This window comes from Anaerocolumna sp. AGMB13020, from assembly GCF_033100115.1.
Taxonomy (GTDB): domain Bacteria; phylum Bacillota; class Clostridia; order Lachnospirales; family Lachnospiraceae; genus Anaerocolumna.
This window is the reverse complement of sequence record NZ_CP136910.1, coordinates 3,531,969-3,554,847: the sequence shown is the minus strand read 5'-3', so window position 1 is coordinate 3,554,847 and position 22,879 is coordinate 3,531,969. Positions and strand designations below refer to the sequence as shown.

Annotated in this window: 25 protein-coding genes and 2 other annotated features; of the genes, 6 read left to right on the top strand and 19 right to left on the bottom strand. The window is 34.5% G+C overall.

What is annotated here, in order from left to right:
* The first annotated feature begins 46 nt into the window (after positions 1-46).
* The 3 genes from R2R35_RS14765 to R2R35_RS14755 all read left to right on the top strand — a co-directional run bounded on the left by R2R35_RS14765 (position 47) and on the right by R2R35_RS14755 (position 1,645).
* Positions 47-427: a hypothetical protein gene (locus R2R35_RS14765; RefSeq protein WP_317730585.1), complete on the top strand. Its 381-nt coding sequence runs from the start codon at positions 47-49 to the stop codon at positions 425-427.
* A 118-nt stretch (positions 428-545) separates the two neighbouring features.
* Positions 546-1,097 carry a hypothetical protein gene (locus R2R35_RS14760; protein ID WP_317730583.1) on the top strand — a complete coding sequence of 184 codons (552 nt, stop codon included), beginning with the start codon at positions 546-548 and terminating at the stop codon, positions 1,095-1,097.
* Between the two features lie 14 nt (positions 1,098-1,111).
* Complete coding sequence (locus R2R35_RS14755; RefSeq protein WP_317730582.1) at positions 1,112-1,645, top strand: hypothetical protein; 534 nt, start codon at positions 1,112-1,114, stop codon at positions 1,643-1,645.
* 189 nt (positions 1,646-1,834) lie between these two features.
* Here the strand turns inward: R2R35_RS14755 and R2R35_RS14750 are convergent, their stop codons facing one another.
* Positions 1,835-2,689: an AraC family transcriptional regulator gene (locus tag R2R35_RS14750; protein ID WP_317730581.1), complete on the bottom strand. Its 855-nt coding sequence runs from the start codon at positions 2,687-2,689 to the stop codon at positions 1,835-1,837.
* A gap of 109 nt (positions 2,690-2,798) precedes the next feature.
* On the opposite strand from R2R35_RS14750, the gene gap reads away from it, so the two are divergent.
* Positions 2,799-3,800: a type I glyceraldehyde-3-phosphate dehydrogenase gene (gene gap / locus R2R35_RS14745; RefSeq protein ID WP_317730580.1), complete on the top strand. Its 1,002-nt coding sequence runs from the start codon at positions 2,799-2,801 to the stop codon at positions 3,798-3,800.
* A gap of 142 nt (positions 3,801-3,942) precedes the next feature.
* On the opposite strand, the gene R2R35_RS24735 is transcribed toward gap, so the two are convergent.
* Positions 3,943-4,041: a DUF1963 domain-containing protein gene (locus R2R35_RS24735; RefSeq protein ID WP_442872250.1), complete on the bottom strand. Its 99-nt coding sequence runs from the start codon at positions 4,039-4,041 to the stop codon at positions 3,943-3,945.
* 233 nt (positions 4,042-4,274) lie between these two features.
* Positions 4,275-4,517 carry a helix-turn-helix domain-containing protein gene (locus tag R2R35_RS14730; protein WP_317730579.1) on the bottom strand — a complete coding sequence of 81 codons (243 nt, stop codon included), beginning with the start codon at positions 4,515-4,517 and terminating at the stop codon, positions 4,275-4,277.
* A 252-nt stretch (positions 4,518-4,769) separates the two neighbouring features.
* Between R2R35_RS14730 and R2R35_RS14725 the strand changes: the two genes are divergently transcribed.
* Positions 4,770-4,997, top strand: a complete 228-nt coding sequence (locus R2R35_RS14725) for a hypothetical protein (RefSeq protein ID WP_317730577.1) — start codon at positions 4,770-4,772, stop codon at positions 4,995-4,997.
* Between the two features lie 222 nt (positions 4,998-5,219).
* On the opposite strand, the gene R2R35_RS14720 is transcribed toward R2R35_RS14725, so the two are convergent.
* From R2R35_RS14720 to R2R35_RS14645, 16 genes are all read right to left on the bottom strand, one after another.
* Complete coding sequence (locus tag R2R35_RS14720) at positions 5,220-5,471, bottom strand: hypothetical protein (protein ID WP_317730576.1); 252 nt, start codon at positions 5,469-5,471, stop codon at positions 5,220-5,222.
* Positions 5,472-5,782: 311 nt separating this feature from the next.
* Complete coding sequence (locus R2R35_RS14715) at positions 5,783-6,805, bottom strand: transglutaminase domain-containing protein (RefSeq protein ID WP_317730575.1); 1,023 nt, start codon at positions 6,803-6,805, stop codon at positions 5,783-5,785.
* A gap of 226 nt (positions 6,806-7,031) precedes the next feature.
* Positions 7,032-7,610 (bottom strand): 2'-5' RNA ligase family protein, encoded by a 579-nt coding sequence (locus R2R35_RS14710; RefSeq protein WP_317730574.1) that lies wholly within the window; start codon positions 7,608-7,610, stop codon positions 7,032-7,034.
* 1 nt (position 7,611) lies between these two features.
* Positions 7,612-9,369: a threonine--tRNA ligase gene (thrS, locus tag R2R35_RS14705; protein ID WP_317730573.1), complete on the bottom strand. Its 1,758-nt coding sequence runs from the start codon at positions 9,367-9,369 to the stop codon at positions 7,612-7,614.
* Between the two features lie 94 nt (positions 9,370-9,463).
* Positions 9,464-9,683: a binding site (T-box leader), on the bottom strand.
* A 302-nt stretch (positions 9,684-9,985) separates the two neighbouring features.
* On the bottom strand, positions 9,986-11,620 hold the full coding sequence (metG, locus tag R2R35_RS14700; RefSeq protein WP_317730572.1) for a methionine--tRNA ligase: 1,635 nt from the start codon (positions 11,618-11,620) through the stop codon (positions 9,986-9,988).
* A 90-nt stretch (positions 11,621-11,710) separates the two neighbouring features.
* Positions 11,711-11,969, bottom strand: a binding site (T-box leader).
* Positions 11,970-12,464: 495 nt separating this feature from the next.
* On the bottom strand, positions 12,465-13,070 hold the full coding sequence (locus R2R35_RS14695) for a DUF1349 domain-containing protein (protein WP_317730571.1): 606 nt from the start codon (positions 13,068-13,070) through the stop codon (positions 12,465-12,467).
* 273 nt (positions 13,071-13,343) lie between these two features.
* Positions 13,344-13,799 (bottom strand): GNAT family N-acetyltransferase, encoded by a 456-nt coding sequence (locus R2R35_RS14690; protein WP_317730570.1) that lies wholly within the window; start codon positions 13,797-13,799, stop codon positions 13,344-13,346.
* A 256-nt stretch (positions 13,800-14,055) separates the two neighbouring features.
* Positions 14,056-14,838, bottom strand: a complete 783-nt coding sequence (locus R2R35_RS14685; RefSeq protein WP_317730569.1) for a hypothetical protein — start codon at positions 14,836-14,838, stop codon at positions 14,056-14,058.
* 269 nt (positions 14,839-15,107) lie between these two features.
* Positions 15,108-15,407: a hypothetical protein gene (locus R2R35_RS14680; RefSeq protein WP_317730568.1), complete on the bottom strand. Its 300-nt coding sequence runs from the start codon at positions 15,405-15,407 to the stop codon at positions 15,108-15,110.
* A 476-nt stretch (positions 15,408-15,883) separates the two neighbouring features.
* Positions 15,884-17,464: a hypothetical protein gene (locus R2R35_RS14675; protein ID WP_317730567.1), complete on the bottom strand. Its 1,581-nt coding sequence runs from the start codon at positions 17,462-17,464 to the stop codon at positions 15,884-15,886.
* A 127-nt stretch (positions 17,465-17,591) separates the two neighbouring features.
* Complete coding sequence (locus R2R35_RS14670; protein WP_317730566.1) at positions 17,592-17,906, bottom strand: hypothetical protein; 315 nt, start codon at positions 17,904-17,906, stop codon at positions 17,592-17,594.
* Positions 17,907-18,483: 577 nt separating this feature from the next.
* Positions 18,484-19,266, bottom strand: a complete 783-nt coding sequence (locus R2R35_RS14665; protein ID WP_317730565.1) for a sigma-70 family RNA polymerase sigma factor — start codon at positions 19,264-19,266, stop codon at positions 18,484-18,486.
* A 3-nt stretch (positions 19,267-19,269) separates the two neighbouring features.
* Positions 19,270-19,440 carry a hypothetical protein gene (locus R2R35_RS14660; protein ID WP_317730564.1) on the bottom strand — a complete coding sequence of 57 codons (171 nt, stop codon included), beginning with the start codon at positions 19,438-19,440 and terminating at the stop codon, positions 19,270-19,272.
* Between the two features lie 72 nt (positions 19,441-19,512).
* On the bottom strand, positions 19,513-20,034 hold the full coding sequence (locus R2R35_RS14655) for a hypothetical protein (RefSeq protein ID WP_317730563.1): 522 nt from the start codon (positions 20,032-20,034) through the stop codon (positions 19,513-19,515).
* A gap of 220 nt (positions 20,035-20,254) precedes the next feature.
* Complete coding sequence (locus tag R2R35_RS14650) at positions 20,255-20,815, bottom strand: terminase small subunit (protein WP_317730562.1); 561 nt, start codon at positions 20,813-20,815, stop codon at positions 20,255-20,257.
* Between the two features lie 65 nt (positions 20,816-20,880).
* A complete protein-coding gene (locus tag R2R35_RS14645; RefSeq protein ID WP_317730561.1) occupies positions 20,881-21,519 on the bottom strand; it encodes a hypothetical protein in 639 nt (212 codons plus the stop codon).
* 467 nt (positions 21,520-21,986) lie between these two features.
* On the opposite strand from R2R35_RS14645, the gene R2R35_RS14640 reads away from it, so the two are divergent.
* On the top strand, positions 21,987-22,841 hold the full coding sequence (locus R2R35_RS14640; RefSeq protein ID WP_317730560.1) for an RES domain-containing protein: 855 nt from the start codon (positions 21,987-21,989) through the stop codon (positions 22,839-22,841).
* Positions 22,842-22,879: the final 38 nt, after the last annotated feature.

Genomic DNA, 22,879 nt, shown 5'->3' with positions numbered 1-22,879 from the left:
AAATATAATGCAACTACATAGAATAAATTATTTTTGGAGGTTTATTATGAAAAAACATAAGTTCTTAATTATAACTCTTTCACTATTAATTCTTGCAACAGTAATTTGGGGATTTCGTTTGGATAGATTTGGATTTTCAAATTTAAAATGGGGAGATTACTTAAAGTTAAAGGGAGTAACATATGAGTGTCAATATAATGAAAACAACGAAAGAGTTGCCATTTCAGAAGAACAAATTGGAGAGCTGCTTGGTACCACCAAGTTTAAATTACAAGGTAATGTTCGTAGCCCCTATTATAAAATGAGAAACGGGGATGCAAGCATATTAGATAGCAAGACAGAAATATATGATATCAAAAACAAGGAATACAAGAAAGCTATTGCCGTAAAGATAGATAGTAATTATTACTTATATAATAACAAGTAATTTAGTACTATCACTATTTACTGATTAAGGTTATATTTAAAATTCAACGAATTTTAATATGACATAAATAAGGTAAGATGAGGATTACAAAACAAATTGGATGAAGGAGGAGTTATTAATGAAATCGAAACACATCAAAAGAATTTTCAGTATTATTCTGTTACTAGCACTCGTTTTCGGTACTTATGTCTCAACCAATAAAGTTATGGCTTACTCAATTCTATGGGGATCTAAGAATTTTAACACCAGCCAATACAGCTTGAAGTATTATTATCTCCAAAATGGAACTAAAAATTATTCCTCCATTATTACTAGTGGAGTTAGTGCATGGAACACAAGCAGTGCTAGAATATATGTTTCAAAAGAAACGGACTTCTATACCCACTATAATATAGAATTTACTAGTAAAGACTATGGTAATACAGGCTGGCACGGACATTGTCAGGCTCCAATACCAATTCTATTTCCTGACAACTCATATATAAAATTAAATGAATATTACGATAGTTCTTTTAGCGGAAACGGAGCTGAACTTGTATCTCATGAAATGGGACACTCCTTTCGGTTAGATGATATAAGTGATATGACCGTTTTAATGAGAAACTCCGGGTACAAAGGCAGTGCTAAACCAGAAAAAGATGATATTGATGGTGTTAATTCTAATTATTAATAAGGGGGTAGAATATGAAAAAAAGAATATATGCCTTAGCAGTAGTAATGACTATTTTAGTAACTGTAGTTACATACGACACACCTAATAAAAACTCTGTTCACCTCAAACTAGACTTCGTACCTGCCTCTATTGAGAACTTACAGGATAATAGTGAGTTAATTATTCTTGGGAATGTTTATGGAAGCCCTGAAATAATTGATGAAGTTGGTACAAAATTTTATGTTTCAGAGGTGAATGTTAATGAAATCGTACAAGGTAATCTAGAATCGAAAACAATAAATGTTTTACAAACATTTTCCGAAGAAGATCCGATTTTAACCAAAGACGGACAAGTTCTGTTATTCTTAGAAAAATATAATGGTTTCTTATCTAGCGATAACAACACTTATGTATGCAAAGGATTAGGGTATGGTCAATATATAATTAATAATAATTCAGCGCATGCAGCATTATCAATTGATTCAGATAATGTTGTTTCAAAAAATAGCAGTTCAGGTTTAGCTGCAGATGATTTAATATCATATCTGAAGAGTAGAAATAGATAAAGATAATTTTCTTCATTTTACCTTATCATGAAAATCAATACTTTTAGAAATAAACTCTAAACAATAACAAAGTAGGTTGCTTTAGACCTACTTCGTTGCTAATTATCTACAGCATATCGAAATATTCCTTTTCCCTTTTACAATATACTTGGCATTATGTCATCCCTTAATTTTATTTCTTCAAAGTATCTATAAAGCCGCCGCCATCTCGCGGGTAGTATTCCGATAGACTGTAGGTGACATCCCAACCTTTGCAGTGAATTGCTTGATAAAATAGGTATCATACTCAAACCCTGTAGAGCGTGCAATCTCATTAAGGCTCATACCTGTATGGGTTAGCAGGTCGCCGGCTACCTTTAGCCTGTGGGAAAGGAGATAACCCATTGCTGTATTGCCACATCTGTCCTGAAACAGCTTATTTAAGGATACCCGGTTTAAGTGAGCGCAGCTTGTCAAATCCACAAGGCTGATTTTATCGGAATAATTGGTATGTATATATTCCAATACAATATCAACGGGTGATTGTTCACTTTGGCGGTTCAAATCCTCAAGCAGCCCGAGTATCTGTATCAGGTATCGCTTGATTCTGCATACCCACCTGGAATCACTTTGAGCATACACCTCTGTTCCCAGGACGAAGAACCACTCCAACAATTGCGGATAGGCTTTTTCCGTAATAAGCGGTACTCCTGTGTGCAGGCCATCCCTTTCAAAAAGAGATATTCCTGTTCGTATTTTTAACTTGGTTGCGATATAGTCCTGTCCCTCTGCTATCGGAATACTGTTCAGAAAAACTGGATGGAAACAAAAGGACTGGGCAAAGGCATTCTCTTTCTCAAAAATCTCTACTTTATCGTCTTTTGATATACACAGGATACCAGGGGCAGTAATTTTTATCGGACGGTCATTTAAAGTTCCGCTTATACTTCCTGTTGTTAGAAAGATCAGAGTAAATCTCTCTGCATAAGGAAGGCTCTCAAAAGCTTCGGCTGTTATAAATTCAATTAACACAGTTCTGCCTTTATGGCGATCATATTGGGGCATGCTTCTCTCCTGACAGATAGTATAGTTAAATGCTTCATTTTTAACATTGTACCACATAACCGCTAGCAATATAATAAGGATGTAAAATAAAGAAAGAAAGGTGGATGTTATGGGAAATAACATAGCAATAAACGGATTTGGAAGAATAGGAAGGCTTGCCTTCAGACAGCTTTTTGGCACAGAAGGATATCGAATTGCAGCGATCAATGACCTGACAAGCCCTAAGATGCTAGCACATCTGCTAAAATATGATACTTCACAAGGGCGCTATGACAAAGAGGTTTCTTACACAGAAAACAGTTTAATCGTAGATGGCGTTACGATACCAATCTATGCAGAAAAAGATCCTACAAACCTTCCCTGGAAAGAGCTCAGTATAGATGTGGTATTAGAATGTACCGGCTTCTTTGCCTGCAAAAAAGGCTCTCAGGCTCATATTAATGCAGGGGCAAAGAAAGTATTGATTTCTACTGCTGCCGGAAGCGATCTGCCAACTATTGTTTATGGAGTCAACGAGCACACCTTAACGAAAAGGGATGCTATTGTATCCGCTGCTTCCTGCACCACCAATTGTCTTGCTCCCATGGCATATTTCCTAAACGAACTGGCACCTGTAAGAAAAGGCTTTATGACCACCATACATGCTTATACCAATGATCAGAATACACTGGATGCCCCTCATGCCAAAGGAGACCTGCGCAGGGCACGTACGGCTGCAAGCAATATTATTCCAACCTCAACGGGAGCTGCCAAAGCTATCGGTCTGGTTATCCCTTCCTTAGACGGTAAGCTGGATGGTACCTCTCAGAGAGTACCGGTTATGACCGGCTCCTTAACTGAATTAACAGTGGTTGTAAGGGGCTCAGTAACAGCAGCTCAGGTCAATGAGAAAATGAAGCAATCCCGTTCTGAGCAATATGGATATACAGAGGAGGAGCTGGTATCTTCTGATATTATCGGTATGACATATGGTGGACTGTTTGATGCAACACAGACAAAGGTTACAGCACTGGGGGAGGATACCCTGGTTAAGATTGCTGCCTGGTATGATAATGAAAATTCCTTTACCAGCCAGATGATTCGTACTGCTAAATATCTGGCTAAATTGTAATAAACAGCAAAGTTTGAACTGAGATGCAGTTTCTAGAATATTTCAGGCCATGAGAAAGCATCAGATTTCTCATGGCCTTTCGTGTTAATTCGGCTTAAATGGAAAAATGGAGAGTGCGCTTGATCCGCTTTGAATAAATGCTCTACGAACAATCCCATTGAAAAAACACATTACTAAAATCGCAATTTTTCAGATCTTTTCGCTTAATCGAGAAATTTCCAACACCAGAATCTCCCCACATAACCTTAATCCAATCGTGTTTACGGGTCTCAAAAAAATGACCATTGCATAATCACTGTTAAGCTGAAAAAGCAACACAGAGCTTACATCTGATTTGACATCAATGGGAGTACTGCTCTGGTAATACTCTGTAAGCTGTGCTGCTCCCTTATATCCTCCAATCTTATGTCCCATTCCATAGGCATTCTCGCAGTATTCCTCAAATATATCGTATACCACCGTCTTGAATCTTATCTAGCAGGTTCCTATCCCCTCAAAGAATTCCGAAAAATCAACATTGTATATTTTCTTTAATGCCACTATGTCTGTAACTTTTATATTTCTACTTCCTTGTTCTATCTTGGCATAAGTAGAACGTGACATAGTACTTCCAAGCAGTTGCATTTGAGCAACTAACTCATACTGAGATAAGCCGCTGGATTTCCTCATTTTCTTCAAGTTCAAATATAAATCAGCGTTTTGTAAAACCATTGTCATGCATATCCTCCTTACATTCCCCTAACTCTATTAGTATTAGTCCCTTTCTAAAAAACGGTTCACATACAGGAACATTTCTATTGATTATACCTGACAATTTATGATATAATGGTTCACAAATAGGAACATTTTTATCAATTAGGACATTCTAATAATCGGATAGAATAAATATACAGATAGTAGTATCCGAAATATTTTTTACGGATTTCTGGAAAGCAACGAATATGATGAAGCATGAAAGGAGGCGAAGAAATGAACAATGCCTTAATGCATCTTTTTGCTAATTATATAGCCACTGATTACTATAACCATATTACCTCTGATATCGATCTTGATTGGCTGCGTGATAAGATAAGTATTAATGACATGGAAGTTTTAAAAGAACAGATATACTCTATAATAGTAAAAAATGAAGAAGAAATATTTAACAGTACCTTGAAATATGCATGGAACATATATAATGATCTTATAAAATCTTAATTCCAGCTTGTAAAAAGAAATATATATTATATAAATAAAAAATAGCCGTCTTGCTTTATTTATATAAGCTTAAGACGACTATTTTGAACCTATAATTTTTATTCATCCGAGACAGTTCCAACGTTTGTGTTTGATTCTCGTGTATTATCATTAAGTCTAAAAAATAAGTATTGTATCATTAGTACTAATAATTTATCTTGTATTCAAGCATATTTTACTCTGTTATTTGCATATATTGATTCCACTTTTCATTAAAATAGCCTTTTTCAACTGTTCTATGGTTCCTTCTTCTACGATTTTTCCGTCTCTAAATACATAAATGTAGTCAAATAGGTGTAGAAGATGTAATCTATGTAGCACACTGACAATACATCTATCCGTAAATTGCTTAAACATACGTTCATAAACTCTCAACTCCGTTGACTTCACTATCCTTTCTATTGCTTGTCCGTATTCCGTACTAAGTATATACATTTTCGCACTCCTTTGTAAATACCTGTAAGGTTTATTGGGTGAATTTGTATCAAAAATCGTCCCAAAACAGCAACGAAGCTTAAAAGCTACATTACACCTATTCTGTTGGTGCATAAAAAAATCCCAGAACATTTCTGCACTGAGATTTTTATTGTATAATAATTATTTTTCTGACGGTGAATGAGAACTGTAAAACCGTCTAATTGCTCCACTGGGATCTTAAGTGTGTCTATTTACTGCAGGCTTACTACTAAGATTTCTCAGAATCCTATAGCCTGCTTACCCCTCTTACGCAAATTGCAGTACGGCTTCTACTGTGCTGTATCATTCTCCTCTTCGTATGCATCATCCATCTTCACTGAATTCTCTATCTGCTCCTGAATGAATTTCACACGAATGACTGCCTGCTGCCAGTTTACAGAAACCTGGCAGTGCCTGCTCTTTTCCTTGGCCGCCTCAGCTATGCTATGCAATAATTCTTCTAAGACCGTTTTTGTGAGATAACCACCTCTCCAATGAAAGGTTAGCACTTTTCCTTTTTTTATTGCTTGCTGGCAGCGTCTTGCTATATCTTCCTGCTTGGTAAAAGAAAGCTTCTTCTCTTTATAGTAAAAATGATCACCCGCACTGCATACCGGAATTTTGTATATTACCGGCTCATGATCCTTGAAAATGCTCTTATCATCCAAATTAAAATAATCATACCTTACTTCTTTTTTTCCTAAGGAATTATCAAAAGTAGCATCTAAATGATACCATGAGCCGTTGATTTTAATCACATTCCAGGCATGACGATATTTGATATTCTTATCCGGGTTATTTTCAGAAATAACAACGATACAAGGAATAGACAACTGGTCACAAAGAATCTTCACAGATTTCGCAATTCCCTCACACACTCCTACTCCCTGCCCCAATGGGCCTAGAATTTCATGTGAATATTGTTTCTTCAGCTTATCGTAAGTCACATTTTCACAGATAAAATCATGAATATATTGCTCCTTTTCCCAGTCGCTTTTATCCTTTGCTACCCGGGCAAGCTTCTCCACCCGGGCTCTCATCGCCAGCTGATGCTCTCTGATTTTATTCTTTTCAAATAAATAAACCGGCTTTATCTTTATCAACGTAGAATCATTATAGAAAGAATAATGAAATGTTGAAGCATAAAATATTTCTGGGTAATCCAATCTTAACTTGTAAAAAATATCACTTAGCTCTGTTCCATCAATTCTTTGCACATCAAAGCTCTGTGAGAGAGACTCCAGACCGCTTTTAATGACCTGATAAATTCTCTGCTGCTGTTTACTCATCTGACTATAATAATATGGTTCCATTTATACTGCATCTCCAAAATAGTTTTATCAATCTGTTAATTTATAAATATATCCGACATATCAATTGAGATTCTATCACAATTCACACAGAAAATATACAAAAACCTCCCAAGACAAATGTCCTGAGAGGTTCTGAATCGTTGTTTTGAATTGAAATACCCATAATATTTCTATAAATATCTTTCTTTTCCCCAATACATCCACATCAAATCTAATAATATAATTTTTACTTTGATTGTTTCAATTCAACCGTTTTATAACAAAAATAAGTACCTGGTAAAATATTATCATTGTCATAATACAACAGTCCCATTTTATGGAATTTAAAACTTCTATTATAGTTATTTTTACATAATATATCATATGCCTTTTCGTAGTTTTCATAGGGCGCTTTACCAATAGCTACTGTCATATGAAAAATATAATTATCATCAAACGGTGCTGGACATGGACCAAATCTATTCTCTAAATTAGCGAATAAATCTTTTTGGATATGGTCAAGCTCTATGGTTTTTCTAACTCTAATACTTAAACATCCAGATGGTTCTCCACCAAGAGCATTATTAGGATATACCACTAATTCCTCAAAGTTCAATTCGATAGAACTTACATTTTCTATAAACTCATCAAAAAAACCTTCGATTTCTTCAAGACTTGGTACTACGAATGGCTGCTTTAAAGATACATGAAATGGTAATCTTGTCATTTCAAAACCTACCTTCCCAATACGATGAGCTTCAAGAAGTATTTTTCTACCGTAGTTTTCAACTTCATCATCCGCAATCAATACAACTGTAGCCTTCATTTCAAACCTCCGACTCACCCTTTAATATCGTGATAAATTCACTTATTTCAATGCTACCCAAATCTCCTACTTCTCTTTTTCTAACTGACACTACACCATTTTCCATTTCTTTCTGTCCGGCAACAATCATATATGGTACTTTATCTAATTGTGCTTCGCGAATCTTATAGCCAATTTTCTCTGCCCTAGTATCCATTTCACAACGAAAACCAGATTTTTTTAATACATTCATCACTTCTTTACTATATGAGATAAAACGGTCAGAAATCGGTAAGATTTTAACTTGAACAGGCGCCAGCCATAAAGGAAACTTTCCTGCATAATGCTCTATTAATATTCCAATAAATCGTTCTATCGATCCAAAAACTGTTCTATGGATCATAATAGGTCTATGTCTTTCACCATCAGCACCTATATACTCTGCTCCAAACCTAAGTGGTAGTTGAAAATCCAATTGAATTGTTCCACACTGCCATGTTCTCCCCATGGAATCTTCTAGATGAAAATCAATCTTGGGGCCGTAGAACGCTCCATCACCTTCGTTTATAACATACTTTTTCCCTGTTACTTCTAAAGCTGTTTTAAGGCTCTCCGTTGCTAATTCCCAATCTTCATCACTACCAATACTATTTTCTGGTCTAGTAGATAATTCCATAGAATATTTGAATCCAAATTTATTATAAACCTCATCAATTAAACAAATTACGCCCACTATTTCTTGTGTAACCTGCTCTTGTGTCATAAAAATATGCGCATCATCCTGTGTTAAGCTTCGTACTCTCATTAATCCATGTAACGTACCTGATTTTTCATTTCTATGAACTAAACCTAGTTCTCCTACTCTTATTGGTAACTCACGGTAAGAATGTGGCTTTTGCTTATATACCAGCATCCCCCCTGGGCAGTTCATAGGCTTAATAGCATAATCCATATCCTCAATAACTGTAGTATACATATTTTCACGATAATGGTCCCAATGTCCTGATGTCTGCCACAAATCTCGATTGAGAATAATCGGAGTAGATATTTCATGATACCCTTCTCTTTCATGAATTTCTCGCCAATAATTTATCAATAGATTCTTTAGTATCATTCCATTTGGAAGAAAAAACGGGAAACCAGGGCCTTCCTCAAATAGTGCAAATAGTCCCAAATCCTTCCCTAGTCTTCTATGATCTCTTCTTTTTATTTCTTCCTGTAACTCAAGATATTCTTCTAGTAGATTACTTTTAGGAAATGCCACACCATAGATTCTTGTGAGCATTTTGTTTTGTTCATTTCCCCTCCAATAAGCACCTGCTATCGTTGTCAATTTAAATGCCTTTATCAGGTTTGTATTAGAAATATGAGGCCCTGCACATACATCAACATATTCACCTTGCTCATAGAAACTGATTTTTTCTCCAATTGGCAAATCATTTATCAATATGATTTTATACGGTTCCTTTTTCTCTGACATCAGTGATACTGCTTCATCCCTGCTCAATTCAAATCTCTGTAATATTAAATTCTCCTTTACCACTTTTTTCATTTCATCTTCTATTTTTTTCAGATGTTCAATAGAAAAAATAAAGTCAAATTCGAAATCATAATAAAATCCATCTCTAATTGCCGGTCCAATTGCGCATTTTGCAGTAGGATAAATACGTTTAACTGCCTGTGCCAGAACATGCGAAGCTGTGTGCCAAAATGCCTCTTTTCCTAACTCCTCCTCAAATTTACACTCTTTTACCGTTCCATCTTTCATACTAACTTTCATTTCTTATGTTCTCCTTTCAAAATATGCCTTTACGACATTTAATAAATTTCAACATAAGAAAAGCACCCAAAAATCAATGGCATATTACCATTAATTTAAGGGTGCATAAATTCTAATGCACGGTTCCACCTTAACTTTTCACTTCAGATTCTAACAAATCCTATACTTTAACGCAGTCATACGGTAACACTTACTTAATTCAGTATTACAGCTCAGGAATGGTTTTCATTTATTATCTCTCATGAAAAACTCTCACCAAATGTTTCTCTCTCTGTATGGTTCCAATAAATTACTTTTTCCGTCTTTGCTTTTCTTATGTTATTACAGTTGATTATATCAAATCATTTTGTAATGTCAATAGGCATATACAATATTTGTTAATCTATACTTATCTCTTATGCGGACGTTCTTTCATCTACCAGGAAAAAGACAGCAGAAATCATAGAACTATAATTAGTAAAATAAATTAACTCACAACAAAAGCCTATTTCTAAGCATTAAAAAAGCCTTGAAACACCTTGCCCAATTCTGATACATATCTTCAACATCAGTTTCCTTAAATGGTCTTAATACTAATCGCTTAGTTTCAAGAGTCTTTGTACCTAAATGATTCATCTTATACTTCCTCCTGCTTTTCCAATCTGGCTTTTTCCTCTTCAATCACTTTTTTATCAATTCTTTCAAATAATATCTCTATTTCTGGTAATTGATAACCGGTCAATACATATTGCTTTTCCCATACATTACTTATTTTTAGCCACTTACAAACCTTTTCAGATGAAAATGGCAAGAAAGGATGTAGCAATATTCCTAAATTAGCTATAACTTGAACACAATTAAAAAGTGTGTTATCACAAGCCTCAACATCTGTAACTCTTGTAATCCAAGGCTGCTCAATATCAAAGAATTTATTTGCATATCGTACAAATTCAAATATTCCATCAATGGCATCCCTTAGATTACCTGCCTCTACTTTTTCTCCTGTTTCACAAAATAGCTGATCAATTTTCACCTCAATTTCTGAATTCAAATTCCCTGCCGGAATAATTCCATTCATATATCTATTGATAAAAGCAAGTGTTCTATTGATAAAGTTACCATATGCACCAAGCAACTCACCATTATGGCTATTCACATACTCCCGCCATGAAAAATCTGCATCCTTTTTTTCGGGTCCATTTGCCAACAAGTAATATCTAACAGAATCAGCATTATATCTATTTATAATATCCTTTACCCAAATTGCATAATTCTGACTTGTAGATATTTTTCTGCCTTCCAAGGTCAAATATTCACTTGATATAATCTCATCTGGCAAATGCCATCCATCTCCATTGGCAATAAGCAATGCTGGTAAAATAATAGTATGAAAAGGAATATTATCTTTTCCATGAACATAATAATGTTTCGCATTTACTCCCCATATCTTTTTATAATCATCACCAGTTTGTTCTGCCGCAATTTGACTGGCAGATAAATATCCCAGAACATTTTCTGCCCAGATATAAATTTTCTTATCCTCAAATCCTTCTTTTGGAACGTCTATTCCCCAATCCAAATCACGCGTAAGTGCCCTGTCTTTTAATCCTTCATTTATATAGCGATTTGTAAATGATATTGCATTTTTTCTCCAATTAGGATTGTTATTAACTAACTCTTTTAATTGAGCCTCCATTTTTGAAATAGCAATATACAGATGAGTTGCATTTTTAAACGAAATTCTATTACCACAAACAGCACAAACTGGATCTACTAATCCTTCTGGTTCTAATACTGTTCCACAAAAGTCACATTGATCCCCTCTTGTATCATTCCCACATTCCGGACATTTTCCATTCACAAACCTATCTGCCAAAAAACTATTACAACAATCACAATATGCCTGTGGAGCTTCTTTTTCATAAACATAATTACTCTTATAAAGTTTTTCATGAAACTGTCTGACAAAATTCATATGCTCTTCTGAAGAAGTTTTCGTATAGACATCATAACTAAATCCTAATCGTTCAAAACAATCTCTAAATTCCTCATGATAATAATCGCTCACTTCGTGTGGTGATTTATTTTCGTTCTTTGCACGTATCGCTACAGGAGTTCCATGACAGTCACTACCTGATACATAATATACTATATCTCCTATTGCTCTATGATACCGAGCAATTACATCTCCAGGCAATAACCCAGCTATGTGACCTAGGTGCAATGAGCCATTTGCATATGGCCATGCACCACCAACTAAAATGTTTCTCATATAACATTCCTCATTTCATTTTTATTGTGATAACAAATCTAAATTTTTAAAAAGCAAATAAAAAAGCCCTCCTCTCTGAAAAATTTCTTTTTCAGGGACGAGAGCGAAGCTTCGTGTTACCACCCTAAATTCACCTATACCTCACGATATAGGTCTTATCAACTACGGATGAGAAATGATTCATCGATAGTCTATCACTGTAACGGGTGCACCCGTCGTAGCCTAAACAATATGTTTCGGTACGCAACTCAGAGGCCATATTCAACCATTTTATAACTTTCCTCATTTTCACCATCCTGAGGTCTCTGTAAAAGCGCAAATAGTTTACTCTTCTCTTCTATGCCTTTATTATATAAATTTCTAGTAATTATATATTTTGAATTATTATTTGTCAATGTTTAACTACTACTATTTTTCTTCAAAACGGGAAAATGTTATTTTCATTATCCAAGTTCAATTCTTATTATGTAAAAATATTCTTTAGCATTACCACCTACTTCCGTATTAATATCTTCTGTATTAACAATATTAAATCTTGTCAAAATTGTCCCATAGTCAGTAATATGATCTTCTTCCTCCAAATTGTTAGTGCAATATACCTTCCTTACTTTTTTGGTATACTTTTTTAACAATTCCTTATTCGGTAAATTGTTAGCTACAAAAACAGTAGTACACGTGACACTAGGAGTATTTTTTATTAATTTCAAAATTTCAGAACTACTTTTCGAACAATAATGAGGTATTTTAATATAGTCAATGTTATTACTTTTTCTTAATTCCACAACTTGATGAAGTCAGCAAATATGCGATTTAGCACGATTTCACACGCACAAAATTAAGACTTCTATGCTTCATCCGGTGCCTGGCCATCATGTGCCAGCCATTTGCATTCAGTAACTTCCATATTCGTAAATGTGGCTTTAAAAGAAGAAGCCTCCGGGCTGCAAGCATATATTCCAAACTGAATTTCGCCAGTAGCTTTATATATATGACAGACTCTCATCTGTTTAAACTTTTTTCCATCCTCAGAGCATTCAATGCAGTAATCATCTTCCCGTCTGCTGAATCTGTACCACATAGACTTGATTCGCGCATCAATCTCAGTTGTTGCCCAATCTGAATAGCCATTATTTGTAACCACGCTTCCAAGATGCTGAAATTCTTCATTCTCATATTCAATAGAGCCTTTCAGCCAATTTTCACTATCAAGGTACATAACGATACCACACTGATCAAAACGCATCTTACTCTCAAACTTGGTCTTTACAACGAAAGAAAAGAACTTCTCTGTTGTTTTCATCTGTAGTAAAGGTGCATTATCATTTCTGAAATGATAGTATGTTCGCTGCCATAGATCTGTGTATGGATTTGTTATGATCTCAATTCGATCTTCTGAAATAGAATATTCTTTAGGTTCTCTCGTCCATTTCCATTCTGTTTTCGTTATCATGTAACTTTCCCTCTCAGCTTCCAAATATAAATCTGTTATCGTTAAGAAATAAGGAATTTCACCTCATCATATATATGTGGCTTTCCTAGCCATCTTTTTGCACCTTCTTTATATTTATGTCTAGATTCCTTGTCCCATCCAGTTCCATCTTTATGCACGCCAACCTATTCATCCAATCATTCTGTTCATTAAGATCCGGCGAACCAGTACTCTCATAATCTCGATTATGTTCTAAAACAATCGTTCATGTACATGTGAAACCACTTAAAAACATCAAATATCTAATTCCATATTACAATACATTTCACTGCTATCACGTACAGGTTGTCTTTCTTCTGATACAATTCTGAATCCTAACTTCTGATAGAATTTGCACGCATTTATATTTCTTTGCTGAACATCTAACTTTATCTTTTTAATGCAAGGATATGCTTCAAACAAGTCACTAAATATTTCTTTTCCATAACCTTTATGTCTTTCTTTATCGAGTAGTACTACAATATATAAATCACATACATTATCTATTAATTTATACATTATCCACCCTATTGGCTTGGCTCCATCTATAATTATATTTGATTCGATATCTTTATAATATTGAAATCTTTCTATCCAGTCTTCTTCTATTGTGTCATTTTCTGCAAAGTACAATTCATACTCAGGATTAGAAAAAATTTGAGTCAAAAAATGAGCATCACTATCTTGAATTCTTCTGTATTTGAACTTCATTTCTGTTATCCTTTCATGTCACTTATTTAATTAAATTAGAATTTCCTATTTTTAACTTTTTTTGTAACATCATAGACTAATACAGTGCCATTCTATTTAATCATAAAAAAATAACCGCAGATTCTTTATGATATATTCAAACCACCATTTTCTCGTGTCATGTTAGGTAAGATAAATGTATTCCTTATTTTTATCCCAAGCTACTTTTCCTGGTTTAGTATTTGAAAAATCTTTTAGTAATTTCCTAATAAACTCTTTATAAGATTTTATCAAAATTGAAAATACCAATGTTCTTTTCATACCATTCTGTATAATTTAAATCCATTTTTTTAAAATGGTCTCTACACTTTTCTTTTATAACCTCATCCGTATGGATATCATATTTTTCTTCTTTTGACAACAAATCATATTCCATAGAATACAACAATTCCCTTAATATCCAATATGCAGCCTTTCTTTTGTCTATCACATGATACTCAATTATCAACTTACCTCTCTCATTAACTCTAAGATAATAGCTTGTGCTTCCTACTGAAACATATCCTCTCATATCTAACTTAGAATATGGATCAATGTAATAGGATGTAAATAATGAGCCTAAATTTCGTATCCTAATTTCTACCCGCTGCAGTTGTTTTTTAATCTCAAACATTAAATCCATCTTTGGTTCCGGTTTTTTATTACAATCCGGGCATATTTGTTTTATATCTATATGGTTAGGAACTATTCCTCCTTCAACCAAAAAATCTTTTCCGCAAATCGGACATACAAACTCTTTTGCAACGTTTTTAATTTCTGTACTATCCTTATAACCACTACACAACGGCTTTCTGTTATGGATTTCATACATAGTACCAAGTTCTCCTGTACTTTCATCCTTCCATTCATCAAATGTATTATATTCGTGTTTTGTTATCTGATAGTATCCTGGGACATCACATATTCCTGTAAGCACCTCATAAGCATAAATGTCATTCCCAAACATTCCAATAGATTGTCCTCCATATGTTTTTATCATCTTATAATTAGTGTACTTCATGTCTTCTCCTCACTAAATTGAATACTTCACTTCCACATTTATCTTGCCATACAGCAAAACCACATCCAACTTATTCAATAGCTTTTTAAAAAGTTCTTTATCACAAACAGATCGTTCATATATTACCATTTCATTTTCTCTCAGACGGTTCGAACACAATTAACCTCTCTCAAGAATCAAATACTATTTCTAATATTTCACCATCAAAAGAATATCATTTCACTTTATGACTTTGAACTAATTCTGATTCTTTTGTTTTCCTATAAGGACTAATTAGGACTAATCTTTTTCTTTACAATTTCAATTGCCTCCCACAATGCGTCTAAGTATCCTTTATTAAGCTTAATTTTTTCAAACCTATACTCCAGAAAATATTTATTATTCTCGTCCACATTTACTGTTCCTATTTTTTCATTTCCTAAAAGTATATTACAGGGTGTTACAGGACCATAACCATACTCACATTCCAAATATATATTGCGCTTGCAATTAGGACAAAAAATAATGAAATTTGCAGATGTTTTATATGATATCTTTGTATCGCAATATTTACATTCAATCGTTTCCATTTCATACACAACCTTTCACAATTTCATCTTTGAGATAATATTTCAAAAGAATTCATAACTATATTATGCTTTTTTTAACATAATTTTCAACATAAAAACCTCCCAAGACAAATGTCCTGAGAGGTTCTGAATTGTTTTGAGTTGTAATAAGACATCCTGCGTTGCAGTAATCCTTATCTCTTTGAGTAATGATGATTGCTTTTTATAGGTTGTCACACTTCAATTTTTCTTATATTGACTGCATTTCTTAAATATTAACTTGTGTAATCAATCATAGATTTTATTGTTTTATGTAACTTTTCACAACAACATCACAACAATTTCGTATCATGAATTATTTGGGAAAAGAATTTTAAGGATTTTTAGCATCATAGTCAATTACTAGATACTATAAATGTAAACACAATACCAACTCTATTAAAACTATTCTTAGTAAACAGTCTTTCCATTTCATAAATCCCATGACCATATCCCAATTAATTGGATTCCGTTTCCTCTCTTTGTATAAAATATATTACATTGGTCAATATTATTTGATTCCATTCTTGCTCTGGATCATCTGTATTTACTTTAGAAATAAAGTTTTCGGCAACTTCAACAAAGGTAGCAGCGAACCCTTTAATAGAAGTTTTAACTCGACCCACAAATTTAGCAATTGCATGATCTGATAAATTAACTTTAAGCAAATTTTCTAAATTAATTTCATTAAAAGTTGGCACAATTTTTTCACAAAAAGCTTTAAATACATATACATTATGAAACGTATCAAAAACCCTCTTTACTTCGCGCCCATAACCCTCTGCACCTTTTACTATATGATAAATAATATATTCTATATCCTGATCGGATAAATTACGAATGAATTCTTCATCCAATTGTTCAAATTCATTCGTAGCTGGATTGCTAACTGTATAATCTGACTCAGCCACTTTATCCATGATGCTTTTAATAACTACTGTATTTAATTCTTGATCATTACATTTGATCAATATTTTCAAATAATTTTGGCTTGCGAATTTAAGGTTATTTATTACACGATTCTTATATTTACTGACTAACAAATTAAAACGTCTTTCACTAATATTACCATTACAAGTAGTCTCCAGCCATATTAAACTCTGATTATCACTCATTTGCTCATATCCCGTGTTTAGTGAATCAGCTATATTATCATCCAATTCACTATCATCTAAACGTTTTGATTGATAAATATCAACAACTAAAGAATTGTATCCTAGGTCATTTTGAGTATACTTGTGCAATATGCTTAATAATCTTTTTATATTTTCATTTGATAAAGTTTCTATCATTTTTTCATTTGCTGATACCATATGCATTATATCCAAATTAAACTTTGAATCAATAAATAGAGGCGCTACTATGGCGTCAAAATCTGTTTCCAGCCTTAAAGCGATATTTGCTAGAAAAAACTGTTTATTACTATTTATACGCGAAGTGTCACTTATTATTTCTTTAACAAGTCTCTTAGCTAAAGGTTTAATAATTCTACTACTATATCTATCAAGTTGTTGTTTAACTATCTGTTGAATTTCCAGTTTATCCTTACGTGGAAAAAAAATATCTTTATTTATATCTGCAACTAAGGTATTAAGATGTTGTTGTCCTAATAATATAGGTTTCGAAGCCAATATGTCTATTATAGTTGTAAAAACATAGCGTGCATTCTCTGCAGAGCAATTGTAATCACTTGGATGAGCGCAATCATTCCTCGTATCAAAACAGCGAATTAATTCTTTAGCTTCATTAGGATTAAGGATGTCTATCTTTTCTGTAGCACATTTTTCTATTAGTGTTCTTTCATATGGTTTTAAATCATTTTTCAGGGTGTTTATCTCTGCCTCAAGAACTGCGATATCTCTGTTACTAGGTGCCAAATCCTTTACTTTATTATGTAAATCATGTACGCCCCCAATCATCGTCATAATTATACAAGCTCTGTATGCTCCGAAATTATAACAATTAAGAGCTTCTTTTAAGTATAATTTTATTTCCTCATTACATACAGTATTTAATAGTGTTTCCATATCTCTTAGCATACAATATATATCCCCTTAACCTTTTTTACCATAATTATACACCCTCTCCCATTTTTCAGCAAGAGAAAACCAACCGCCTAGAGGGATTTAAAAGAAAAGCACCCCGAAGGATGCTTAATGTTTTTACTTACTGCTCAATTCTCCACATATCTAGATATGTTCTACGAACAGCTTTATTCCAGTTGTTAATTAGGGCATTATACATTAATATAATATCATCATCTTTTGATGCTGCAACCCCTATGTATCCATTTCCCCTGTTAAATGTTTCAAATCTAAAAGCTATATCTTCAAGATCTTTAGCTCCTACTATATCTTGAGATAGAAAAACCTCACCACTTTTAGTCACTCTTATCTGATTGTGGTGTGTATCATCTCCATTGGCAATCAGCTCTCTAAATTCATCAATAGTAAAAGTTTCTACATCGTATTTTTTATTCATTACTTTTCCTCCTCATACAGATTTTATTTCCATTATATACCTTAATACAATAAATTACAACAAAAAGACACCCTACCACCGTAAGATGCCTTTCATCACCCCAAGGCCTGGGCTTTGCAACTGGACAGCGGTGTCAGTCTGCTCTCTTAATGGCTGCATGAGCTGTAGGGTCTATGTAATGTTCGTTATTTCTCATGTGATCTCCTTTCATGGGTTCGACATTGTGTCGAGGGTTTTACGCAGTAAAGCGGAATATCTATATATGACTTTAAGTAAGGTTTTGTAAGGTTCAACATGATGTTGAACGGTAAGGACTCCTTATTTTTCAGTAGTCCTAAAGAAAGAATCTTCCCCTGTCCAAGATTGGCCACGACTGTTTATATGTATTAGCCATTAAAGGCGAAAACCTTACTCACCACATAATTATGGTCAGTATTCTTCCCTTAGTACGAAAACCGTATGAAGCCGTCTTAATGTCTCTACGAAATTCGTGTGAAGATAGGTCAATCCAAACGTGGACACACCTTCGTTCATTTTCGGAAGAACGATATTCGTCGTTCCGGAAGAGATACTCACTTTATGAATACCCTTGCAGCAGCTCTTCATCTACCCAGCCCATGCGCCTGGCATATCTTAACTCATTCTTATCCAACATATTATACCGGCTGCATTCGCACCAGTATTTCACCCTATCCGCACTAAAGGGCTTATCTGCATCCCATAGGCCTGTTTCAATGGCCAACCGCCTTATACCGGCATTTCTCTTGATAAGCCTTATACTGTACTTAATAGACTGATCAACAGCAGCTCTGCTGATATTAAACTGCTCTGCTATTCTCTCTAATGCAAGGTTATCTATGTATCTAAGCTTGATTATCTGGACTTTCTTATCATCCTTAAGCACCATGCGTATTAAGTCCCACAACTCACCCCTTAGCTGCTCCTGGGATACTCTTTCGATTACTTCACCTTCCAGATCTGTATCACTGGCCACCGTATCAGCAAAGGTTATGCTCTCATCCTCTCCGATCGACACCATTTCATCAAAGCTCTTGATCTTGTCCCGGAACATGAAACGCTGCAGCTGCTCCACCGCCTTATCTGATATCTGCAGCCACCTGGCATACTCATGGATAGTTGGCTCCCGGTTGAAGTTCTGCAGGAAGTGAGCCGTTAACCGGTTATACTGATATACCTTTTCTTGTTTATGCACCGGTACCCTGATAACTCGGCCACAATCATCCAAGAACCTTTTAACAGCCTGCCTGATCCAGTAAGGAGCATATGACATGAATAGCACTCCCTGGCTTGCATCGTAGTTCTTAACAGCCTTTACAAGCCCGAAATAGGCTTCATGCATTAATTATTCATCCAGTTCAATGATTGGAGTGCCGTTGTGGTCACTCTGGCAAGCGTAGCGGTACTTCTTAACCACTGAAAAGATAATACCCTGGTTCTTTATGTAGAGCTGCTCCATATTACCGGCCGGATCCGTTCCCTGCTTTATGAGCTGCACCAGTTCTTCATTACTCATGTTATCAACTCCTTAATTTTGGGTATAAAAAAACTACCAACTGAATGTTGATAGTTGGTAGAAAAATGTATTTTAATTCTTATTATGTTCTGGAGATATCTTAATTATCTTAACTATAGAAACAATTGCCGCACCATATCCCATAGCCATGATAACCTCATGTGTAATGTTATAAATATATATAAAAGTAATGCTTGCAATAACATAAGCTACATATGTATTTTTTTTAGAAATCCCCTTTAATTTTGCATCTATTTCCTTTATAAAAAGCTTAAGTAAGAACGCGTAAAAGATACTTGTTAAGGAACTCTTAAAAAAAACTGAATCAAACTGACCATTTACATACATCATAGCTATAGGAAACATAATTGCTATAATGCTGGATTTAATTAATTCTTTTCCTAGTTCTTTAATTCCGTCCGATTTATAAATCCAAACACCAGAGATAAAGAAAGCTATTAGTACAATATTATACATGAACACTGCTTTTATATTATGTCCGAAAGTATAATAGCCCAATATGCTTAATGATATTGTATTAATAACATTCAATAATATATCTATCCAATACTTTAAAATATTTTTTATCTTCATTTAACACTCTCCACTTTTTAAATTAATATTATCACAAGCTATTAATTTCTGTATTAAAAAAAATTAAGATTCTGATTAACCTTTTTCTATCAACTATCAATATTCAGTTGTCAATGTTCGTCAATTACTTTTTGTTGCGCCGGCGCAACTGTTCTGACATCAGAACGGAACTATACCGGAGATCTCCGGCCAGTGTTGCGACGTCGCAACAGCCCTACTCTCAGCCCCTTAGTTGTGCGATAATTCCGTCAAGCTTGCCCTTTTCTTCGTTAAGGGTAGTAAGCTCAACTTTATCCTTAAACATACCTAAATGACGTCCCAGTAGCTCCAAGGCCTTTACCTTATCACAGGTGGATACCTCTACACCGTATCGTCCCTCTTTAATGCCTGCTATAGCCCTTTTCTTATCATCTGGCAGCTTATCAGTTGGAACAATCTTTACAACTTCCTGCTTTCTAAGCTGACCGGTATCAGGATCCTTAACATAACGGCCATTAACGATGATAGGCTCTTCCACCACCTGGGCAAAGTCAGTACCGTTGGCAAAGGCTATCATGGCCAGTTCATTCAGCACCTGATCGGCTGTAATACCGGTGCGCTTACTCCGTTCTTCCATTGCTTTTGATATAAATTCTGAAATACTAACATTTGCTAACAACCTAGCTCCCTGCTCGTTTGCTGTCTTTACGGAATAGCCAGCTCTTATGGCTGCCTGCGTAGCGTTTAGATCAATCAGGTATTCATTAACAAAGGCTTTCTGTTTCGCTGTTAACTTACTCATTCCCTCACCATCCTTTATACAAAGAAGCCCTATATACCCGGTTAAGAGCATATAGGGCATATAACTTACTGAATCAGTGACAGATCATCAGATAGCCTGGTATTAGCAAATTCAATCGCACCATCTAATGCAAATACAATTGAACTTGCACCCTGGAAGGCATCTCTTGACTTCATGGCATTTTCTATCCTATACACATTGATGTGCTGATCTGCATTATTTCTTAGCTGTCCCAGGAGCTGCTTATTCTGCTCTCTGTTATCCACCGGTATGAGTCCTACAAAGTCCATAGCCTGTTCACTCTTAGGAAGGATATTCTTAATTGTGGCCATAGCATTGTAATCATCCTTGTAGGTTTCAATGATATTCTGCATATCGTCCCTGTCATGGATAGCACCGGCTTCAATCATCTTAATGACATTCCCCAGCCCGATCTGATACCCTGCATCTGCAAGTCTGCCAGCACTGTTAGCCTTCCACTTTGCCTGTAAAGCAGTCAGGCCGTTATCAATGGCAGCAATGGCCTTATCATGATAAAGCTGCACCGTTGGCTGAAATTCCTCTAATATCTTGCCGATAGTCTGTTCCCTTCCAATATCCGTATAAGCATCACTCTTTTGTACCTCTGCAATTCTGGTCTGGATGGTGCTGTACCTGTCCTTAAACTCTTTGAATAACTGGATTAATTCTGATTTCTTGCTCATGTCTTTCCTGTCTCCTTTATTATTAATTTTGATCAATAGTTATCCTCTCTCTGTTTTGAGCAAAGGCCTTTTAAACTCATGCCCAGGAGCTTAGAATATCTATACAAAACAGGAAAGGAGGAACAAATAAAAAAGACGCAGGAACAACTAATCATCGGATTGATGAATAGCTATTCCCACGTCTTAAAATAAGACTTCCACTGCCTAAGGCATTGGGGTACTTAATCTTTATTTATTCTAGTTGCATTATATCATCTCTACTAAAGGTATGCAAGGTTCATTTCTGATTCATAATATTTGTACTATACTAAAGTGTGATATAAAACAGAAGTTAATATAACTAATTACTTTGCGCTTTAAAAAATAAGTTAAGCTACTGGTGATTTTATGAAATATGTTGTACTATTTGTGTATTAGAAGTCTTATGCAATATTTATATCAGCTAATTAAATAATGGGGGGTAAAAAATGAACGATATATCTATTGAATGCAAAGATTGCAATAAAATATTTATTCTTACTATCGCAGAACAAGAATTTCTTGCTGAGAGAGGTATACATCAGCCTAGGATATGTAGAGAATGTATCAGACACAAAAAATATGAAATGCAATCCGATAAACTTAAAGAATTTGTCGAGGAAATTAAATATATTAATCGAAACCCACTTGACAACTCAGTATTAAGTTTTCTAAAAGATATTGATACAAACCCCCAAGTAGTTATTAAACCTAACGACTTTTTATATAGAGCCAGGATAATTACTAATTGCAACGACATCAATAAAGAAAAAAATTTTTTGGGATACTCTAAGGAAGGGAGTTTTGTTCCACCAATAAAAATGACAAAAGATATGCGCGCTAATTACAAATATATCCCTTACCTATATTGTACAGATAATCTTGACATTGCTATAAGCGAAGTTAGACCAAGAATAGGAGCTGATGTTAGCATAGCCAAAATCATGGTTAATGAAAATTTAAGAATATTTGATTTTACTATTTCACAAAAGCCTGCAGACATCAGTACTTCAAAAATAAAATTATGCGAAGACTTGTCTGAAATATTTTCAAGCCCTATAGTCAATGATGAAGATACAATAAATTATGTACCCACTCAGTATATTTCAGAATTTATAAAAAATTTAGGGTATGATGGAATCAAGTATAAAAGTGTAAATAAGTCTTGTGAGATTAATGGTGCGAATTTTGTGATTTTTAACTATCCTAAGTGCGAACCCATAAAGTCTAATGTTATTACTATTAAGAATGTTCAGCTTTTTTATAAAAAAAATGATGACGACACCGTAGATATATTTAATTAATTATTCTATAGAGAAACAAAGGTACGCAGCCAACCGGT

Coding starts and splice junctions, on each gene's coding strand:
- R2R35_RS14675 (WP_317730567.1), bottom strand. CDS start 17,464: ATGCTAAGAGATATGGAAACACTATTAAATACTGTATGTAATGAGGAA.
- R2R35_RS14710 (WP_317730574.1), bottom strand. CDS start 7,610: ATGAAGGCTACAGTTGTATTGATTGCGGATGATGAAGTTGAAAACTAC.
- R2R35_RS14725 (WP_317730577.1), top strand. CDS start 4,770: ATGAACAATGCCTTAATGCATCTTTTTGCTAATTATATAGCCACTGAT.
- metG (WP_317730572.1), bottom strand. CDS start 11,620: ATGAGAAACATTTTAGTTGGTGGTGCATGGCCATATGCAAATGGCTCA.
- R2R35_RS14730 (WP_317730579.1), bottom strand. CDS start 4,517: ATGACAATGGTTTTACAAAACGCTGATTTATATTTGAACTTGAAGAAA.
- R2R35_RS14670 (WP_317730566.1), bottom strand. CDS start 17,906: ATGAATAAAAAATACGATGTAGAAACTTTTACTATTGATGAATTTAGA.
- R2R35_RS14645 (WP_317730561.1), bottom strand. CDS start 21,519: ATGAGCAAGAAATCAGAATTAATCCAGTTATTCAAAGAGTTTAAGGAC.
- R2R35_RS14640 (WP_317730560.1), top strand. CDS start 21,987: ATGAACGATATATCTATTGAATGCAAAGATTGCAATAAAATATTTATT.
- R2R35_RS14755 (WP_317730582.1), top strand. CDS start 1,112: ATGAAAAAAAGAATATATGCCTTAGCAGTAGTAATGACTATTTTAGTA.
- R2R35_RS14685 (WP_317730569.1), bottom strand. CDS start 14,838: ATGAAGTACACTAATTATAAGATGATAAAAACATATGGAGGACAATCT.
- R2R35_RS14715 (WP_317730575.1), bottom strand. CDS start 6,805: ATGGAACCATATTATTATAGTCAGATGAGTAAACAGCAGCAGAGAATT.
- R2R35_RS14655 (WP_317730563.1), bottom strand. CDS start 20,034: ATGAAGATAAAAAATATTTTAAAGTATTGGATAGATATATTATTGAAT.
- R2R35_RS14680 (WP_317730568.1), bottom strand. CDS start 15,407: ATGGAAACGATTGAATGTAAATATTGCGATACAAAGATATCATATAAA.
- R2R35_RS14765 (WP_317730585.1), top strand. CDS start 47: ATGAAAAAACATAAGTTCTTAATTATAACTCTTTCACTATTAATTCTT.
- R2R35_RS14660 (WP_317730564.1), bottom strand. CDS start 19,440: ATGAGTAATGAAGAACTGGTGCAGCTCATAAAGCAGGGAACGGATCCG.
- R2R35_RS14690 (WP_317730570.1), bottom strand. CDS start 13,799: ATGAAGTTCAAATACAGAAGAATTCAAGATAGTGATGCTCATTTTTTG.
- R2R35_RS24735 (WP_442872250.1), bottom strand. CDS start 4,041: ATGTGGGGAGATTCTGGTGTTGGAAATTTCTCGATTAAGCGAAAAGAT.
- R2R35_RS14650 (WP_317730562.1), bottom strand. CDS start 20,815: ATGAGTAAGTTAACAGCGAAACAGAAAGCCTTTGTTAATGAATACCTG.
- R2R35_RS14665 (WP_317730565.1), bottom strand. CDS start 19,266: ATGCATGAAGCCTATTTCGGGCTTGTAAAGGCTGTTAAGAACTACGAT.
- R2R35_RS14695 (WP_317730571.1), bottom strand. CDS start 13,070: ATGATAACGAAAACAGAATGGAAATGGACGAGAGAACCTAAAGAATAT.
- gap (WP_317730580.1), top strand. CDS start 2,799: ATGGGAAATAACATAGCAATAAACGGATTTGGAAGAATAGGAAGGCTT.
- R2R35_RS14720 (WP_317730576.1), bottom strand. CDS start 5,471: ATGTATATACTTAGTACGGAATACGGACAAGCAATAGAAAGGATAGTG.
- R2R35_RS14750 (WP_317730581.1), bottom strand. CDS start 2,689: ATGCCCCAATATGATCGCCATAAAGGCAGAACTGTGTTAATTGAATTT.
- thrS (WP_317730573.1), bottom strand. CDS start 9,369: ATGAAAGTTAGTATGAAAGATGGAACGGTAAAAGAGTGTAAATTTGAG.
- R2R35_RS14760 (WP_317730583.1), top strand. CDS start 546: ATGAAATCGAAACACATCAAAAGAATTTTCAGTATTATTCTGTTACTA.